16 protein-coding genes are annotated in these 17,809 nt (G+C 55.4%); 11 read left to right on the top strand and 5 right to left on the bottom strand.

Going from position 1 to position 17,809, the window contains the following annotated elements:
- Positions 1–17: 17 nt before the first annotated feature.
- From JBO43_RS07345 to satP, 4 genes are all read right to left on the bottom strand, one after another.
- Complete coding sequence (locus tag JBO43_RS07345; RefSeq protein ID WP_202674017.1) at positions 18–797, bottom strand: ABC transporter ATP-binding protein; 780 nt, start codon at positions 795–797, stop codon at positions 18–20.
- The gene (locus JBO43_RS07340; protein ID WP_407929812.1) at positions 797–1,798 is read right to left on the bottom strand and encodes a FecCD family ABC transporter permease; all 1,002 of its coding nucleotides are present in this window, start codon (positions 1,796–1,798) and stop codon (positions 797–799) included. The genes JBO43_RS07345 and JBO43_RS07340 overlap by 1 nt, the downstream gene beginning before the upstream one ends.
- Before the next feature lie 256 nt (positions 1,799–2,054).
- Positions 2,055–3,305 (bottom strand): chloride channel protein, encoded by a 1,251-nt coding sequence (locus tag JBO43_RS07335; protein ID WP_202674015.1) that lies wholly within the window; start codon positions 3,303–3,305, stop codon positions 2,055–2,057.
- Between the two features lie 117 nt (positions 3,306–3,422).
- Positions 3,423–3,986 (bottom strand): acetate uptake transporter, encoded by a 564-nt coding sequence (gene satP / locus JBO43_RS07330; RefSeq protein WP_095280706.1) that lies wholly within the window; start codon positions 3,984–3,986, stop codon positions 3,423–3,425.
- 295 nt (positions 3,987–4,281) lie between these two features.
- Between satP and dnaK the strand changes: the two genes are divergently transcribed.
- The 4 genes from dnaK (at position 4,282) to nhaR (ending at position 9,744) form a co-directional block, all read left to right on the top strand.
- Positions 4,282–6,201 (top strand): molecular chaperone DnaK, encoded by a 1,920-nt coding sequence (dnaK, locus tag JBO43_RS07325; RefSeq protein WP_095280707.1) that lies wholly within the window; start codon positions 4,282–4,284, stop codon positions 6,199–6,201.
- Between the two features lie 86 nt (positions 6,202–6,287).
- The gene (gene dnaJ, locus JBO43_RS07320) at positions 6,288–7,433 is read left to right on the top strand and encodes a molecular chaperone DnaJ (RefSeq protein ID WP_095280708.1); all 1,146 of its coding nucleotides are present in this window, start codon (positions 6,288–6,290) and stop codon (positions 7,431–7,433) included.
- A 172-nt stretch (positions 7,434–7,605) separates the two neighbouring features.
- Positions 7,606–8,781: a Na+/H+ antiporter NhaA gene (gene nhaA / locus JBO43_RS07315; protein ID WP_095280709.1), complete on the top strand. Its 1,176-nt coding sequence runs from the start codon at positions 7,606–7,608 to the stop codon at positions 8,779–8,781.
- Between the two features lie 60 nt (positions 8,782–8,841).
- Complete coding sequence (nhaR, locus tag JBO43_RS07310) at positions 8,842–9,744, top strand: transcriptional activator NhaR (RefSeq protein WP_095280710.1); 903 nt, start codon at positions 8,842–8,844, stop codon at positions 9,742–9,744.
- A gap of 58 nt (positions 9,745–9,802) precedes the next feature.
- Here nhaR and rpsT read toward each other — a convergent pair whose 3' ends face one another.
- Positions 9,803–10,066, bottom strand: coding sequence for a 30S ribosomal protein S20 (gene rpsT, locus JBO43_RS07305; protein WP_003856458.1), 264 nt, complete (start codon positions 10,064–10,066; stop codon positions 9,803–9,805).
- Between the two features lie 327 nt (positions 10,067–10,393).
- Between rpsT and ribF the strand changes: the two genes are divergently transcribed.
- From ribF to JBO43_RS07270, 7 genes are all read left to right on the top strand, one after another.
- Positions 10,394–11,332: a bifunctional riboflavin kinase/FAD synthetase gene (gene ribF / locus JBO43_RS07300; RefSeq protein WP_095280711.1), complete on the top strand. Its 939-nt coding sequence runs from the start codon at positions 10,394–10,396 to the stop codon at positions 11,330–11,332.
- A 37-nt stretch (positions 11,333–11,369) separates the two neighbouring features.
- Entirely contained in the window at positions 11,370–14,186 is a 2,817-nt protein-coding gene (gene ileS / locus JBO43_RS07295; protein WP_095280712.1) for an isoleucine--tRNA ligase, read from the top strand.
- Complete coding sequence (lspA, locus tag JBO43_RS07290) at positions 14,186–14,686, top strand: signal peptidase II (RefSeq protein ID WP_095280713.1); 501 nt, start codon at positions 14,186–14,188, stop codon at positions 14,684–14,686. The genes ileS and lspA overlap by 1 nt, the downstream gene beginning before the upstream one ends.
- A gap of 117 nt (positions 14,687–14,803) precedes the next feature.
- Entirely contained in the window at positions 14,804–15,274 is a 471-nt protein-coding gene (gene fkpB, locus JBO43_RS07285; RefSeq protein WP_095280714.1) for an FKBP-type peptidyl-prolyl cis-trans isomerase, read from the top strand.
- Positions 15,255–16,205 carry a 4-hydroxy-3-methylbut-2-enyl diphosphate reductase gene (gene ispH / locus JBO43_RS07280; RefSeq protein ID WP_103949159.1) on the top strand — a complete coding sequence of 317 codons (951 nt, stop codon included), beginning with the start codon at positions 15,255–15,257 and terminating at the stop codon, positions 16,203–16,205. The genes fkpB and ispH overlap by 20 nt, the downstream gene beginning before the upstream one ends.
- Positions 16,206–16,360: 155 nt before the next feature.
- A complete protein-coding gene (locus JBO43_RS07275) occupies positions 16,361–16,924 on the top strand; it encodes a glucose-6-phosphate isomerase family protein (RefSeq protein ID WP_202674014.1) in 564 nt (187 codons plus the stop codon).
- Positions 16,917–17,687, top strand: a complete 771-nt coding sequence (locus JBO43_RS07270) for a glucose-6-phosphate isomerase family protein (RefSeq protein WP_202674013.1) — start codon at positions 16,917–16,919, stop codon at positions 17,685–17,687. The genes JBO43_RS07275 and JBO43_RS07270 overlap by 8 nt, the downstream gene beginning before the upstream one ends.
- Positions 17,688–17,809 lie beyond the last annotated feature (122 nt).

Below are 17,809 nucleotides of genomic sequence, written 5' to 3'. Positions count from 1 at the left end.
ACTTCCCCGTCTCACGTTTATTGTGATGTTGTTAACCCACCGACCACCACATGCGGCAGCCCTTGTGAACATTGTTCCACCCGGCCTTTTACGCCGTAGACCGTCGCCAGATTTGCAGGCGTGACCACCTCGCGTGGAATGCCGCTCGCAACCAGCGCGCCTTCTTTGAGCATCACCGCATATTCGGCGTGGCGTAGCGCGATATTGATGTCGTGGATCACCACCACCGTCACGATATTGCGCAGTCGCGTTTCGCGGGCAACGATGTCCATGACGTGAAACTGATAGTTGAGATCGAGGGCGCTGAGCGGTTCATCCAGAAGCAGAAGATCGGGCTGGCGGATCAGCGACTGGGCCAGGCCAATCAGCTGTTTTTGTCCGCCGGAAAGCTGGTCGAGATAACTCATTGCCAGATGGGCGACGCCGAGTTTTTCCAGGATCGCAAAAGCTTCCTCCCCGGCGTTGCTGTCAACGGGAGAGCCGCTGGCGCGTCTCGCGACAATCACCGACTCCAGGGCATGCAGATGCACGCCTGCCGGGAGCGACTGCGGCAAATACACCACTTTTTGCGCCCGCTGCGCGGAGGGCAACGTCATCAAATCTTCGCCGTTCAGTTCAAGCTTGCCCTGGGCAGGATTCAGATCGGCCATCGCGCGCAGCAGCGTCGATTTCCCCGAACCGTTTGGCCCTAATAACGCGGTGATTTTTCCGCGCGGCAGCAGGGGCGTAGTCAGCCCGTCGATGATTTTCTTTTTGCGATAGCCGGTGTGCAGGTTGGTGACGATCAATCCATCCATTACAGCGTCCCCCGGTGACGAATAATGATGCTCAGGAAGAACGGCACGCCGACCAGTGAGGTGACGATTCCAACCGGAATGATGACGCCGGGAACGATATTTTTGGACAGAACCGAGGCCAGCGAGAGCACCAGCGCGCCGATCAGCATGCTGCCAGGCAGGTAAAAGCGATGGTCTTCGCCAAACATCATGCGTGAAATATGCGGGGCGACCAGACCTATAAACCCGACCGGGCCGACAAACGCCACCGTCAGCGCCGAGATAACGCTGATGCGTAGCAGCGTCGCCAGTCGTAGTTTGCGCACGTTGATGCCAAAACTCACGGCCCTGTCTTCGCCAAGGCGCAGGGCGGTGAGCTTCCACGCGTTTTTCAGCGACAGCGGGACGACGATGATTAACACCACGAGCAGAATAGCGAGTTTATCCCACGACGCGCGGGCCAGGCTGCCCATTGTCCAGAACACCAGCCCCTGCAAGGTATCTTCGCTGGCGACAAACTGCAAAATGGAGATCAGCGCGTTAAAGGTGAAGACCAGGGCGATACCAAACAGCACCACGCCGGAGGTGGCGACGCGCGTCCAGCGGCTGATGCCGTCGAGAACGAAGCACGCCATTAGCGCAAAGACAAAGGCATTGGCGGAGATAAACCATTGATCGGGAATACCGGGGATTCCCAGCCCAAGAATAATCGCCAGCGCGGCGCCAAAGGAGGCAGCAGAGGAGACGCCCAGCGTAAACGGGCTGGCGAGCGGGTTATTCAGAATGGTTTGCATTTCAGCGCCCGCCAGGCCCAGCGCCATTCCCACGACCACGGCCATCAGGGCGAAGGGCAGGCGTAAATCCCAGACAATCACCCGCGTGCCCGCGTCTGCGGAGGCGGCATCAAACAGCGTGTGCCACAGGGTGGTGATGGAAATTCCGGAAGGCCCGAGGGTAAAATCCAGCAGCAGCGAGAAGATGATCATCAGCAGGATCGCGCCTGCGACGATAAAGCGTTTCATCACGACTTTACGGTACTGTGACGCCACCGCCGATCCGTCAGGTTTCACGCTGGCGACAAGAGGGGAACTCATTGGCTTACCTTATGCAACAAAAGCAGAATCGTAGTTTATCCCGAAACGTTCCTGTCCAGTTGCTGCCTGATATCCAATATCCGGGGATGCTCCCGGCGACAATATTCGGGATGATAATGCTTATCAATTAAAATCATGAGAAGAGCGCAGCTCGTTTAGCTGCGGTTGCTGTTTTGTGCAAAAATCAGCCTTCCAGGTGTCGGCAGGTCATATAGGCTCCCGTCACGCACAGGGCCATCGGCACCAGAAAACTGTGGTCCATCCGGGTGGATTCCATGACCAGCACAACGGCGGTGATCGGCATTTGCAGGGAGGCGGCGAGAAAACCCGCCGCACCTGTTAATGCAAAACTCGCCATATCGGTTCCGGGGAAGGCTTTCCCCAGCAGAATAAACAGTACCGAGCCGAGCAGGCCGCCCACGGCGAGGCCTGGCGTCAGCAAACCGCCCTGAGCACCGGCGCGCAGTACCGCCCAGATCACCACCACTTTAAGAATGAGGATCGCGATGGCGAGCTGGAGTGTCACATCGCCGCTAAAGGCGAGCTGCGTCGGGCCTTTACCGTTGCCGGGCAACTGCGGGAACCAGACGGATAATGCGCCCAGCGCGGTAAACGCGATCAGACTAAAAAGCGGCATTTGCCAGTTGCTACGCACTTTGCTGCGTGCGCGCTGGGTAACGCGACGAAACAGAAACGCTGCGCCGCCGAACAGCGGGCCGGATAGCGCTCCCCAAAATACCAGCGAGGTGGCGGCGATTTCGGTGGTGAAGTGGTACTGATGTTCGTCACCCAGGCCCAGAGTAGCGATCCACGCCGCCAGTGCAGACGTTACCAGCGCTGCGACGGCTTTCTCCCAGCTAAAACTGACGAGTAAAACCTCAAGAGTAAAAATGGCTCCGGCCAGCGGAACGTTATAAACCGCCGCCAGCCCGGCACCCGCGCCGCAGGCGATCATCAGCTGGATATCGGCGGCGCTCAGGTGCAATCGACGGGCAACGCCACCAGCAAACAGTGCGCCGACTTCGCGGGGAGCGACTTCACGGCCCAACGGCGAGCCCATCGCGACGGTGACAATTTGCAGCAGTGCGTTAATGAGTGTGGTGACGGCGGGCATTGGTTTATCAGGGTTTTTTATTGCTTCGCCGATGCTGACGCGTTGCTTTGCAAATCGAGCGAGTAACCACCAGCCGATTCCCGCCACCAACCCTGCGGAAGTGAGAGCAAGAAAACGCCGCTGGGCGCTGGCATCCGTCACGCCCTCTAAAAAGGACTGCGGACTGATCAGGAGCGTTTGGCTGTATCCGTACACCAGATGTTGAATCTCATGCAGTAACATAGCGAGCAGCATACCGCCCAGCCCCGCCAGAATCCCGGTGAGCAGTAAAGCAGTCCAGCGATGCAGCCAAAAGGCGCGAGACGGATCATGAGCCATCATACGGAATGTCTTAATAAAAAGAGGGAGAAACAGTGTCCCACAAAGCGGCAAAACGCGGAATCAATCAGAAGAATTAAAGCGGGAGATTCGTGCCCGCGAAACGGGCACGAAAGGAGATTAGTGTTTTTCACCAATCGGCAGAACGGTGCGGCCAAATTGCTCGTTCAGCACTTCGCCCATTGCCAGGTAGATAGCGCTTGCGCCACACACCAGGCCAATCCAGCCAGCAACGTGAACGATGCTTTCGTTATCCGCCAGGTGGCCAATCGCCAGCAGGGCGAACAGTACGGTCAGGCTCAGGAACACGAACTGCAGGGCGCGGTTGGCGACCAGAGTACCGAAGAACATGAACAGGGTGAAGACGCCCCACAGGCCCAGATAAACGCCGAGGAAATGTCCGTTTGCTGGAGCAAAGCCCATATTTGGCATCACCAGAATGGCGACCAGAGTCAGCCAGAAAGAGCCGTAAGAGGTGAATGCGGTTAAACCGAAGGTGTTGCCTTTTTTATATTCCAGCAGGCCCGCGAAGATTTGCGCGATACCGCCGTAAAAAATGCCCATCGCCAGGATAACATTGTCCATCGGGAATAAGCCGATGTTATGCAGGTTCAGCAGAATGGTGGTCATGCCGAAACCCATCAGGCCCAGCGGAGCCGGATTAGCCAACTTAGTGTTGCCCATAAGTCCTCAAAAAATCATCATTAGTATGGTGAAATAGATAAATCCACGCCTACTCTCCCAGGCGTGGCGCGGCATAATAATCAGCGCGACCCTCGCCGTCTATGATCTGAGCAGGGTGAAATTAAAAAATTTTTTATCCTTCCCCCTTGATGGATGCCGTTACGACCCCATCTTGTAGTCAACCGCAGTGAGTGAAGCTGAAAAAAATCAAATTGGGGCAGTTGAAACCGCACGTTTCGCCCTTATTACAGATTCACAACCACATGATGAACAAATTTTTAGTGGAGACGTTTAGATGGGTAAAATTATTGGTATCGACCTGGGTACTACCAACTCTTGTGTAGCGATTATGGACGGCACTACTGCACGTGTGCTGGAGAACGCCGAGGGCGATCGCACCACGCCTTCTATCATTGCTTATACCCAGGATGGTGAAACTCTGGTTGGCCAGCCGGCTAAACGTCAGGCCGTGACTAACCCGCAAAACACTCTGTTTGCGATTAAACGCCTGATTGGCCGTCGCTTCCAGGACGAAGAAGTGCAGCGTGATGAAGCTATCATGCCGTACAAAATCATCGGTGCTGACAACGGTGATGCATGGATCGACGTGAAGGGTCAGAAAATGGCACCTCCGCAGATCTCTGCTGAAGTGCTGAAAAAAATGAAGAAAACGGCTGAAGATTACCTGGGCGAACCGGTGACTGAAGCGGTTATCACTGTACCTGCATACTTCAACGATGCTCAGCGTCAGGCTACCAAAGATGCCGGTCGTATCGCGGGTCTGGAAGTCAAACGTATCATCAACGAACCTACCGCAGCCGCACTGGCTTACGGTCTGGATAAAGAAGTTGGCAACCGTACTATCGCGGTTTACGACCTGGGTGGTGGTACTTTCGATATCTCTATTATCGAAATCGACGAAGTTGACGGCGAAAAAACCTTCGAAGTTCTGGCAACCAACGGTGATACCCACCTGGGTGGTGAAGACTTCGACAGCCGTATGATCAACTACCTCGTTGATGAATTTAAGAAAGATCAGGGCATTGACCTGCGTAACGATCCGCTGGCCATGCAGCGCCTGAAAGAAGCCGCAGAAAAAGCCAAAATTGAGCTGTCCTCTGCGCAGCAGACCGACGTGAACCTGCCGTACATCACTGCAGATGCGTCTGGTCCAAAACACATGAACATCAAAGTGACTCGTGCAAAACTGGAAAGCCTGGTCGAAGACCTGGTGAACCGTTCTATCGAGCCGCTGAAAGTTGCTCTGCAGGACGCTGGCCTGTCTGTCTCTGACATCCAGGACGTTATCCTGGTCGGTGGTCAGACGCGTATGCCAATGGTTCAGAAGAAAGTGGCTGAATTCTTTGGTAAAGAGCCGCGTAAAGACGTTAACCCGGACGAAGCTGTGGCAATCGGTGCAGCGGTTCAGGGTGGTGTATTGACCGGTGAAGTGAAAGACGTTCTGCTGCTGGACGTTACCCCGCTGTCGCTGGGTATCGAAACCATGGGCGGCGTGATGACTGCGCTGATCACCAAAAACACCACAATCCCGACCAAGCACAGCCAGGTGTTCTCTACCGCTGAAGACAACCAGTCTGCGGTAACCATCCATGTGCTGCAGGGTGAGCGTAAACGTGCTGCGGATAACAAAGATCTGGGCCAGTTTAACCTCGACGGTATCAGCCCGGCACCGCGCGGTATGCCACAGATCGAAGTCACCTTCGACATCGATGCTGACGGTATCCTGCACGTTTCCGCGAAGGACAAAAACAGCGGTAAAGAGCAGAAGATCACCATCAAGGCTTCTTCTGGTCTGAACGAAGAAGAGATTCAAAAAATGGTTCGTGAAGCGGAAGCAAACGCTGAATCTGACCGTAAATTTGAAGAGCTGGTTCAGACCCGTAACCAGGGTGACCATCTGCTGCACAGCACTCGCAAGCAGGTTGAAGAAGCAGGCGAACAACTGCCAGCTGACGACAAAACCGCTATCGAGACTGCACTGAGCGCGCTGGAAACTTCCCTGAAAGGCGAAGACAAAGCGGACATCGAAGCGAAGATGCAGGAACTGGCGCAGGCGTCCCAGAAGCTGATGGAAATCGCTCAGCAACAGCACGCACAGCAGCAGGCTGGCGCTGAAGCGGGTGCTTCCGCGAACAACGCGAAAGACGACGACGTTGTCGACGCTGAGTTCGAAGAAGTCAAAGACAAAAAATAATCGCCCTGATGCAGGGTAATTAATCAGCACGGGCGAAGAGGTTTCCTCTCCGCCCGTGCTCGCATGTTAAGGGGCTGAAAAAACCAATGGCAAAGCAAGACTATTACGAGATTTTAGGCGTTCCGAAAACAGCGGAAGAGCGTGAAATCAAAAAGGCGTACAAGCGCCTGGCCATGAAATTTCACCCGGACCGTAACCAGGGTGACAAAGAGGCCGAAGCCAAATTTAAAGAGATCAAAGAAGCGTATGAGATCCTGACCGACGCTCAGAAACGTGCAGCCTACGATCAGTACGGTCATGCGGCGTTTGAACAGGGCGGCATGGGCGGCGGCGGATACGGCGGTGGCTTTGGTGGCGGTGGCGCTGATTTCGGCGACATCTTTGGCGATGTTTTCGGTGATATCTTCGGCGGTGGCCGTGGTCGTCAGCGCGCGGCACGCGGCGCGGACCTGCGCTACAACATGGATCTGACGCTGGAAGAAGCCGTACGCGGCGTGACCAAAGAGATCCGTATTCCGACGCTGGAAGAGTGTGATATCTGCCACGGCAGCGGCGCGAAAGCGGGCACTAAACCGCAAACCTGTCCGACCTGTCACGGTTCCGGCCAGGTGCAGATTCGTCAGGGCTTCTTCGCGGTTCAACAGGCTTGTCCGCACTGTCATGGTCGCGGTACGCTGATTAAAGATCCGTGCAACAAATGTCACGGTCATGGCCGCATTGAGAAGACCAAAACCCTGTCCGTTAAAATTCCGGCAGGTGTGGATACCGGCGATCGCATTCGTCTCTCAGGCGAAGGTGAAGCAGGCGAGCATGGCGCACCGGCAGGCGATTTGTATGTTCAGGTCCAGGTTAAGCAGCACGCGATTTTCGAGCGTGAAGGCAATAATCTGTACTGTGAAGTGCCGATCAACTTTGCGATGGCAGCGCTGGGCGGTGAAATCGAAGTGCCTACGCTGGATGGCCGTGTGAACCTGAAAGTTCCGGGTGAAACACAAACCGGCAAGTTGTTCCGCATGCGTGGAAGAGGCGTGAAGTCCGTTCGTGGCGGAGCGCAGGGCGACCTGCTGTGTCGCGTGGTTGTTGAAACACCGGTCAGCCTGAATGACAAACAGAAACAGCTGTTGAAAGAATTGCAGGAAAGCTTCGGCGGCCCAACGGGTGAGAAAAACAGCCCGCGCTCTAAAAGCTTCTTCGATGGCGTGAAAAAATTCTTCGATGATTTGACCCGCTAAGACCTTAGCGAGTGTGAATTTTTCAAAGCCCGGAAGCCATTCCGGGCTTTTTCTTTTTGCGCGGTATAGCTCGGTAAAACCGAGCTTATGCTCAATATTAATCTGATTTTTTCGATCTGTTTACCTTGGTATTATGGTTTTATCGAGGTATGGTCTTAAAGAGAGAACTAAAGTGAAACTTTTACAACGATTCTTCAGCAATGAGGCATCCGGTGGCGTCATTTTGATTATCGCCGCTGTCGCTGCGATGGTGCTGGCAAACCTGGGGGCGACCCAGGGCGCGTATCATGCGTTTCTGGACACACCCGTTGAGCTGCGCGTGGGTGCGCTGGAAATTAACAAGAACATGCTGCTGTGGATCAACGATGCGCTGATGGCCGTGTTCTTCCTGCTGGTCGGTCTGGAGGTGAAGCGCGAGCTGGTGCTGGGCTCTCTTAACAGCCGTCAACGGGCTGCGTTCCCGGTTATCGCTGCGCTTGGCGGTATGGTGGTACCGGCGCTGCTCTATCTGGCGTTTAACTACCACGACCCGGTAGCGCGTCACGGTTGGGCTATTCCGGCGGCCACGGATATTGCCTTCGCGCTCGGCGTGTTGGCGCTGCTCGGCAGTCGTGTGCCGGTGGCGCTCAAGATTTTCCTGATGGCGCTGGCGATTATCGATGACCTGGGCGCGATCGTGATTATTGCCCTGTTCTATACCAGCGAGCTGTCGATTTTGTCGCTGAGTGTGGCGGCGGGCGCCATTGCGGTGCTGGCGTTGCTCAATATCTTTAACGTGCGCCGAATTGGCCTTTACGTGCTGGTGGGCGTTGTGCTGTGGACGGCGGTGCTGAAATCGGGTGTTCATGCGACGCTGGCGGGCGTCATTATCGGCTTCTTCGTCCCGCTGAAAGAGCAGGACGGTAACTCTCCGGCTAAAACGCTGGAGCATGTGCTGCATCCGTGGGTCGCGTTTATGATCTTGCCGCTGTTCGCTTTTGCCAACGCGGGCGTGTCGCTGCAAGGCGTGACCCTAAGTGGCCTGACGTCCATGTTGCCGATGGGCATTATCGCCGGGCTGTTTATTGGCAAGCCGCTGGGCATCAGCTTGTTCTGCTGGCTGGCTCTGAAGCTGAAGCTGGCATCGCTGCCGAATGGAACCACTTTCCGGCAGATTATGGCGGTCGGCGTACTGTGCGGAATCGGTTTTACGATGTCGATTTTCATCTCGACACTGGCGTTTGATTCGCTCGATCCGCAGCTCATTGTGTGGGCTAAGCTTGGGATCTTAACCGGTTCGTTGCTCGCGGCATTTAGCGGCTACACCTTACTGAAGGTGAAGCTGTCAGGACAGGTGCAGCCGGCGTAACAGACTAAGGGGGAGGGCAGAGGCCCTCTCCTGACAACATTCTCAGGGAGCGATTACGTAATGTCTCACATCAATTACAACCATCTGTACTATTTCTGGCATGTCTACAAAGAAGGCTCGGTCGTGGGCGCGGCGGAAGCTCTGTATTTGACGCCCCAGACGATTACCGGCCAGATAAAAGCGCTCGAAGAACGCCTGCAAGGAAAACTGTTTAAACGCAAAGGCCGTGGGATTGAGCCGAGCGAGTTGGGTGAGCTGGTTTTTCGTTACGCGGACAAGATGTTCACCCTGAGCCAGGAAATGCTCGATATTGTGAATTATCGCAAAGAGTCCAACCTGCTGTTTGATGTCGGTGTTGCGGATGCGCTATCTAAACGTCTGGTGAGCGGCGTGCTGGATGCGGCAGTGGTGGCCGATGAACAAATCCATCTGCGCTGCTTTGAATCCACTCATGAGATGCTGCTGGAGCAACTGAGCCAGCACAAGCTGGATATCATCATCTCGGACTGCCCGATTGACTCCACCCAGCAGGAAGGGCTGTTTTCAGTGAAGATTGGCGAATGTGGTGTGAGTTTTTGGTGCATCAACCCGCCGCCAGAAAAACCGTTTCCTGCCTGCCTTGAGGAGCGACGTTTGCTCATACCAGGGCGACGTTCGATGTTAGGCCGTAAATTGCTGAACTGGTTTAACTCACAGGGATTGAAGGTTGAGATTCTGGGGGAGTTTGATGATGCGGCGCTGATGAAAGCCTTTGGCGAAGCACATAACGCGATTTTCGTTGCCCCGACGCTGTATGCGCACGATCTTTATACCGACAACAGGGTCACGGAGATTGGCCGGGTGGATAACGTGATGGAAGAGTACCACGCGATTTTTGCCGAGAGAATGATTCAGCATCCGGCGGTACAGAGGATTTGTAACGGCGACTACTCGACGCTGTTTACGCCGCCAGCGCCAAAATGAGCCAATAAAAAAACCCGCATTAAGCGGGTTCTTTACAACAAGCAACAACAAGTGGCGATTAAGCCAGTTTGTTGATCTGCGCGGTCAGGTTTGCTTTATGACGCGCTGCTTTGTTTTTGTGGATCAGACCTTTAGCAGCCTGACGATCCACAATTGGTTGCATTTCGTTAAATGCGTTCTGCGCTGCAGCTTTGTCGCCAGCTTCGATTGCTGCGTATACTTTCTTGATGAAAGTACGCATCATAGAGCGACGGCTTGCATTGTGCTTACGAGCCTTTTCAGACTGAACGGCACGTTTCTTAGCTGATTTGATATTAGCCAAGTCCAACTCCCAAATATGATCTATGTGGACAATTCAAAGGCCGAGGAATATGCCCTCTATACCTTCTTTTGTCAATGGATTTGTGCAAATAAGCGCCGTTGAATGGCGACGCTACGTTACGTAGTGATGGCGCAGGATTCTACCAGCTTGTCTCACCTGAATACAGTCTTTCGGTGTAAAAAACGCAGTTTGCTGGCAGTTTTTTTGCCTCCTAATGGTAAGCATCATGAAATCATTACTGCTTTATGATTTGAGGCAACAATCGCCGGTTAACCTTAATCGCTGTACAAGGTATACTCGGGCGTTTTTCACTGTTTTGAGCCTGTCATGAAGCTGATACGCGGCATACATAATCTCAGTCACGCGCCGCACGGGTGCGTACTGACCATTGGTAATTTCGACGGCGTGCATCGTGGGCATCAGGCGCTGTTGCAGGGATTGCGTAAAGAGGGCCAGGCCCGTGGGCTGCCGGTCGTGGTGATGATTTTCGAACCGCAACCGCTGGAACTGTTTGCAGGTGATAAAGCGCCCGCGCGCTTAACTCGCCTGCGCGAGAAATTGCGCTATCTGGCGGAGTGCGGCGTGGACTACGTCCTGTGCGTGCGCTTCGACAGGCGTTTTGCGGCACTGACGGCGCAAAATTTTGTCGGTGAGTTGCTGGTCAAACGGCTGGGCGTGCAATTTCTCGCCGTGGGCGATGATTTCCGCTTCGGCGCTGGTCGTCAGGGCGATTTCTTGTTATTACAGAAGGCTGGTCTGGAGTATGGCTTTGATGTCACCAGCACCATGACCTTCTGCGAAGGCGGCGTGCGCGTGAGCAGCACGGCGGTGCGACAGGCACTGGCTGACGATCAGCTGGATGTGGCGGAGAACCTGTTAGGGCATCCGTTCTCTATCTCAGGTCGTGTCGTGCATGGCGATGAGTTAGGTCGCACAATAGGTTTCCCGACGGCGAACGTCCCGCTGCGCCGTCAGGTGTCCCCGGTAAAAGGGGTGTATGCGGTAGAAGTCACCGGACTGGGTGATAAACCGTTGCCCGGTGTTGCCAATATTGGCACCCGTCCCACGGTGGCAGGCGTACGCCAGCAGCTCGAAGTGCATCTGCTGGATGTTGTAATGGACCTCTATGGCCGCCATATAGAAGTTATCCTGCGTAAAAAAATACGCAATGAGCAGCGATTTGCATCGCTCGATGAGCTGAAAGCACAAATCGCGCGTGATGAGTTAACGGCCCGCGAATTTTTTGGGCTATCGAACCCGGCTTAATGCCTGAACGAGTTTTAAATACGGAACCGAGAATCTGATGAGTGACTATAAATCAACCCTGAATTTGCCGGAAACAGGGTTCCCGATGCGCGGCGATCTCGCCAAGCGTGAACCGGGAATGCTGGCGCGTTGGACCGATGATGACCTGTACGGCATCATCCGTGCAGCCAAGAAAGGTAAAAAAACCTTCATTCTGCACGATGGCCCTCCATATGCGAATGGCAGCATTCATATTGGTCACTCTGTAAACAAGATTCTGAAAGACATTATCGTGAAGTCCAAAGGACTCACCGGTTTTGACTCGCCTTACGTTCCGGGCTGGGATTGCCACGGTCTGCCGATCGAGCTGAAAGTGGAGCAGGAATACGGTAAGCCGGGTGAGAAATTCACCGCCGCCGAGTTCCGCGCAAAATGCCGTGAATACGCCGCTGCGCAGGTTGACGGTCAGCGTAAAGATTTTATCCGCCTCGGCGTGCTGGGCGACTGGTCTCGTCCATACCTGACGATGGACTTCAAAACTGAAGCCAACATCATCCGCGCGCTGGGCAAAATCATCGGCAACGGCCATCTGCATAAAGGCGCGAAGCCGGTGCACTGGTGCGTTGACTGCCGCTCTGCACTGGCAGAAGCGGAAGTGGAATATTACGACAAAACCTCTCCATCCATCGACGTGGCTTTCCACGCGGTTGATCAGGATGCGGTGAAAGCCAAATTCGGCGTGACCTCCGTCAACGGCCCAATTTCTCTGGTGATCTGGACCACCACCCCGTGGACCCTGCCTGCAAACCGCGCGATCTCTCTGTCCGCTGATTTCGACTATGCGCTGGTGCAGGTTGAAGGTCAGGCGGTGATCCTGGCGAAAGACTTGGTTGAGAGCGTCCTGAAACGTGCTCATATCAGCGAATACACCGTGCTGGGTACCGTGAACGGCGCTGAGCTGGAACTGCTGCGCTTCAAACATCCGTTCCTTGATTTCGACGTCCCGGCAATCCTGGGCGATCACGTCACTCTGGAAGCGGGTACCGGTGCGGTACATACCGCCGGTGGCCACGGCCCGGACGACTACAACATCAGCCTGAAATACGGTCTGGAAATCGCTAACCCGGTCGGTCCGGACGGTTCTTACCTGCCTGGCACTTACCCGGCGCTGGACGGTATCAACGTCTTCAAAGCTAACGACATTATCGTCGACATGCTGCGCACCAGCGGCGCGCTGCTGCACGTTGAGAAGATGCAGCACAGCTATCCGTGCTGCTGGCGTCACAAGTCGCCAATCATCTTCCGTGCGACCCCGCAGTGGTTCATTAGCATGGATCAGAAGGGCCTGCGTGAGCAGTCTCTGAAAGAGATCAAAGGCGTCCAGTGGATCCCAGATTGGGGCCAGGCGCGTATCGAATCTATGGTCGCTAACCGCCCTGACTGGTGTATCTCCCGTCAGCGTACCTGGGGCGTGCCGATGTCCCTGTTCGTTCATAAAGAGACGCAAGAACTGCACCCTCGCTCGCTGGAGCTGATGGAAGAAGTTGCTAAACGCGTTGAAGTGGATGGCATCCAGGCGTGGTGGGATCTGGACTCTAAAGAGATCCTGGGCGACGACGCAGCTAACTACGAGAAAGTGCCAGATACCCTCGACGTGTGGTTCGACTCCGGATCTACCCACTCATCTGTTGTGGATGTGCGCCCTGAGTTCTATGGTCACGCGGCCGATATGTATCTGGAAGGCTCTGACCAACACCGCGGCTGGTTTATGTCATCTCTGATGATCTCCACTGCGATGAAAGGCAAAGCACCGTACCGTCAGGTTCTGACCCACGGCTTTACCGTAGATGGTCAGGGACGCAAGATGTCCAAATCCATCGGTAACACCGTTTCTCCGCAGGACGTGATGAACAAACTGGGCGCGGACATTCTGCGTCTGTGGGTGGCCTCAACGGACTATACCGGCGAAATGGCGGTTTCCGATGAGATCCTCAAACGTGCTGCCGACAGCTATCGTCGTATCCGTAACACCGCGCGCTTCCTGCTCGCTAACCTGAACGGTTTCGATCCGGTTAAAGACATGGTGAAACCGGAAGAGATGGTGGTGCTGGATCGCTGGGCCGTAGGCTGTGCGCAAGCGGCGCAGGAAGATATCCTGAAAGCCTACGAGTCTTACGACTTCCACGAAGTGGTGCAGCGTCTGATGCGTTTCTGCTCCATCGAAATGGGCTCGTTCTACCTCGACATCATCAAAGACCGCCAGTACACCGCGAAAGCGGACAGCGTGGCGCGTCGTAGCTGCCAGACTGCGCTGTTCCACATCGCAGAAGCGCTGGTGCGCTGGATGGCACCGATCATGTCCTTCACCGCCGACGAAATCTGGGCTTACCTGCCTGGCGAGCGCGAGAAATACGTCTTCACCGGCGAGTGGTACGAAGGTCTGTTTGGTCTGGCCGACACCGAAGCGATGAACGATGGCTTCTGGGACGAGCTGCTCAAAGTGCGCGGCGAAGTGAACAAGGTGATCGAACAGGCGCGTGCTGACAAGAAAGTCGGCGGTTCTTTGGAAGCGGCAGTGACCCTGTACGCTGAGCCAGAGCTGGCGGCGAAACTGACGGCTCTCGGTGACGAATTACGATTTGTCCTGTTGACCTCCGGTGCAGCTGTTGCCGATTATGCACAGGCGAGCGCCGACGCCCAGCAGAGCGAACTGCTCAAAGGGCTGAAAGTGGCGCTGGTGAAAGCCGAAGGTGAGAAATGCCCGCGCTGCTGGCATTACACCACTGACGTCGGCCAGGTGGCGGAACACGCAGATATCTGTGGACGCTGTGTCAGCAATATCGCCGGTGATGGCGAAAAACGTAAGTTTGCCTGATGAGTCAATCAATCTGTAAAAGTGGACTGCGCTGGCTGTGGCTGGTCGTCGTCGTACTGATTATTGATCTGGGCAGCAAGTTCCTGATCCTCCAGAATTTTGCTCTGGGGGATACGGTCCCGCTGTTCCCGTCACTTAATCTGCATTACGCGCGCAACTATGGCGCAGCGTTTAGCTTCCTCGCCGACAGCGGCGGCTGGCAACGCTGGTTCTTCGCAGGCATCGCACTCGGTATCTGCGTAATTCTGGCGGTCATGATGTATCGCTCGAAAGCGACGCAGAAGCTGAACAATATCGCCTACGCGCTGATCATTGGCGGCGCGCTGGGCAATCTGTTCGACCGTCTGTGGCACGGCTTTGTCGTCGATATGATCGACTTCTATGTCGGTGACTGGCACTTCGCCACCTTCAACCTGGCCGATAGTGCGATTTGCATCGGTGCGGCGCTGATTGTGCTGGAAGGCTTTTTACCGAACGCAGCCGCGAAGAAACAGGCGTAAGGTCAATGCCGGGTGGCGCTTCGCTTACCCGGCCTACAGAATTTGTCGCCTCCCGTAGGCCCGGTAAGCGAAGTGCCACCGGGCAAACCGATGAGGCAAAACAAGCGAGCAACTGGCATGTCAAAATCCATACAGAGCAATAGCGCGGTGTTAGTCCATTTCACGCTGAAACTGGACGATGGCTCCACTGCGGAATCGACCCGCAATAATGGCAAACCTGCGCTGTTTCGCCTGGGCGATACCTCTCTTTCGGAAGGCCTGGAGCAGCAGCTGCTAGGCTTGAAAGAGGGCGAGAAAAAAGCCTTCTCTCTGGAGCCTGATGCGGCGTTTGGCGTGCCGACCCCGGATCTTATCCAGTATTTCTCGCGTCGTGAATTTATGGACGCAGGCGAGCCAGAAATCGGCGCGATTATGCTCTTTACCGCAATGGATGGCAGCGAAATGCCTGGCGTGATTCGTGAAATTAATGGCGACTCCATCACCGTTGATTTCAACCATCCTCTTGCCGGGCGTACCGTCCATTTTGATGTTGAAGTGCTGGAGATTGATCCGGCGCTGGAGGAAGTGAATGCAGATCCTGTTGGCTAACCCGCGCGGTTTTTGTGCCGGAGTAGACCGCGCTATCAGCATTGTTGAAAACGCGCTGGAAATTTACGGCGCGCCGATTTATGTCCGTCATGAAGTGGTGCACAACCGCTATGTGGTGGACAGCCTGCGCGAGCGCGGCGCAATCTTTATCGAGCAGATCAGCGAAGTGCCGGACGGTGCGATCCTGATCTTCTCGGCGCACGGCGTCTCTCAGGCGGTGCGTAACGAAGCGAAAAGCCGTGACCTGACCGTGTTCGATGCCACCTGCCCATTAGTGACCAAAGTCCATATGGAAGTGGCTCGCGCCAGCCGTCGCGGTGAAGAGTCGATTCTAATTGGCCACGCCGGTCACCCGGAAGTCGAAGGCACGATGGGGCAGTACAGCAACCCGGAAGGGGGGATGTATCTGGTTGAATCGCCAGACGATGTGCTGACGCTGAACGTGAAAAACGAAGCGCGCCTGTCGTTTATGACTCAGACCACGCTCTCGGTGGATGATACGTCAGATGTGATCGATGCTCTGCGCAGCCGATTCCCGAAAATCGTCGGGCCGCGTAAAGACGACATCTGCTACGCCACTACCAACCGCCAGGAAGCGGTTCGCGCGCTGGCGGAGCAGGCTGATGTAGTGTTGGTGGTCGGTTCCAAAAACTCTTCCAACTCTAACCGTCTGGCCGAACTGGCGCAGCGTATGGGGAAAGCGGCGTTTCTGATCGACGACTCCACCGATATCCAGGAAGCCTGGGTGAAAGATGCGACCTGTGTCGGTGTGACTGCCGGAGCCTCTGCGCCGGACATTCTGGTGCAAAACGTGATAAAGCGTTTGCAGGAACTCGGCGGTGGCGAGGCCGTGCCGCTGGAAGGCCGCGAAGAGAATATCGTCTTCGAAGTGCCGAAAGAGCTGCGCATCGACGCCAAAGAAGTCGAATAATCCCCTCTGTTTTGAAAATGCCGGTCCCGCAAGCGACCGGCATTTTTTTGTCTGATTACCTGTGATTAACCCGACAGTTCCTTTTTCCTGACATCAGGTTAATCGTTTAATCTGATAGGCTGGTGATGCCGTTCTCCTTGGGCCGGAGACCAACTATGATTCCTGATCTTATCCTGCCACCGCATGTGGCATGGGCCAGCGGCGCGTTCGCCAATGGTTCTGTTATTCATAAAGCCACGCGCGTGGGCGATCTTAATGGCGTGTTCAGCGACGTGCTCGCTTATCAGAAACGCGATCCGCTTGACGTCGTTTATCACGTTGAAGTGCTCGACTCCCCGGCAGACGCAGGGGCGCTGTATGTCGGCGTTACCCACCTCAATGCCGGGAAAATCGGCGACGAATTTTTTATGACGCGCGGGCATTTTCATAAGCAGAGAGAGCAGGGTGAAGTCTACTTTGGTCTCTGTGGCGAAGGTTTGCTGTTGCTCCAGACGGAGCAGGGGAATGCACGGCTGGAGCGCGTCGCGCCAGGCTCAGTGCATATTATTCCTCCCTTCACCGCGCACCGTTTGATCAACACCGGACCTGCAACCCTCTCTTCTCTCGCCGTCTGGCCGAGTGTCGCGGGACATGATTACGCCGCGCTGGCAGAGGGGTTTGCGCTTCGCGTGTTCTCCTCTGCTCACCACTCTGAAGGCTGGGAGGCGCGCCATGAATAAGTTTGGGCTGGACATGACCATCACTCATCAGCCGCTTGGGTTTAGCTACGGTGATGATGTCACCGGGCCGATGCCGGAGATCCGCACCCTGGATCAGATCCGCCTGTCGCTGCGCAACCCTGACTGCGCCGGGCCCGAGCAGGTCTATGCCATCGCGATGGACGTGGCGCGGATGGCGGATCGTCAGGAGCTGGAAAAACGGATGCTGCTGTTCGGCGTGGTGACCTATGCTGCCGGGACGCTGGGCGATGAGCCAGTGCGTAGTCAGGGACATGTGCACCGCAAAAGCCAGCACAGCGGCTGGTCACCGCCGGAGCTGTACGAGATCTGGCAAGGGAAAGCGATTATCTACATGCAGGAAAGGGTCGAGGACGATCCGGGGCGCTGTTTCGCGGTGCTCGCCGGACCAGGTGATAAAGTGCTGGTCCCGCCGGGATGGGGACACGCGACGATCTCCGCCTCGCCCGATGAACCACTGACCTTTGGCGCGTGGTGCGACCGGGAATACGGGTTTGAATATGAAGCCGTCCGTGCGCGCAAAGGGCTGGCATGGTATCCGCTGGTGCAGGGAAATCATATTATCTGGCAGCGCAATCATCACTATCAGCCGGGGCGATTACACACTATTACGCCGCGTCGATATAGCGAATTTGGGATTACCGACGAGCCAATCTATCAGCAGTTTATTGATGATCCGGCGCGTTTTCAGTTTATCTCCCGCCCGGACCGAGCGGCTGAGTTGTGGCAGAATTTCCATCCATAAACAGTGTTTCCCACAAAACTTAGGCCCGGTAAGCAAAGCGCCACCGGGCATTAAACCGCACGAGCTTTACCTTTTTGCCGGGTGGCGGCTGCGCCTTACCCGGCCTACGGTTCGAGCTGTTA

The organism is Lelliottia jeotgali (assembly GCF_016771845.1).
GTDB classification, from domain to species: Bacteria; Pseudomonadota; Gammaproteobacteria; order Enterobacterales; family Enterobacteriaceae; genus Enterobacter; species Enterobacter jeotgali.
Note: the sequence above shows the minus strand (reverse complement) of the source record. Positions and strands in the feature narration are given on the sequence as shown.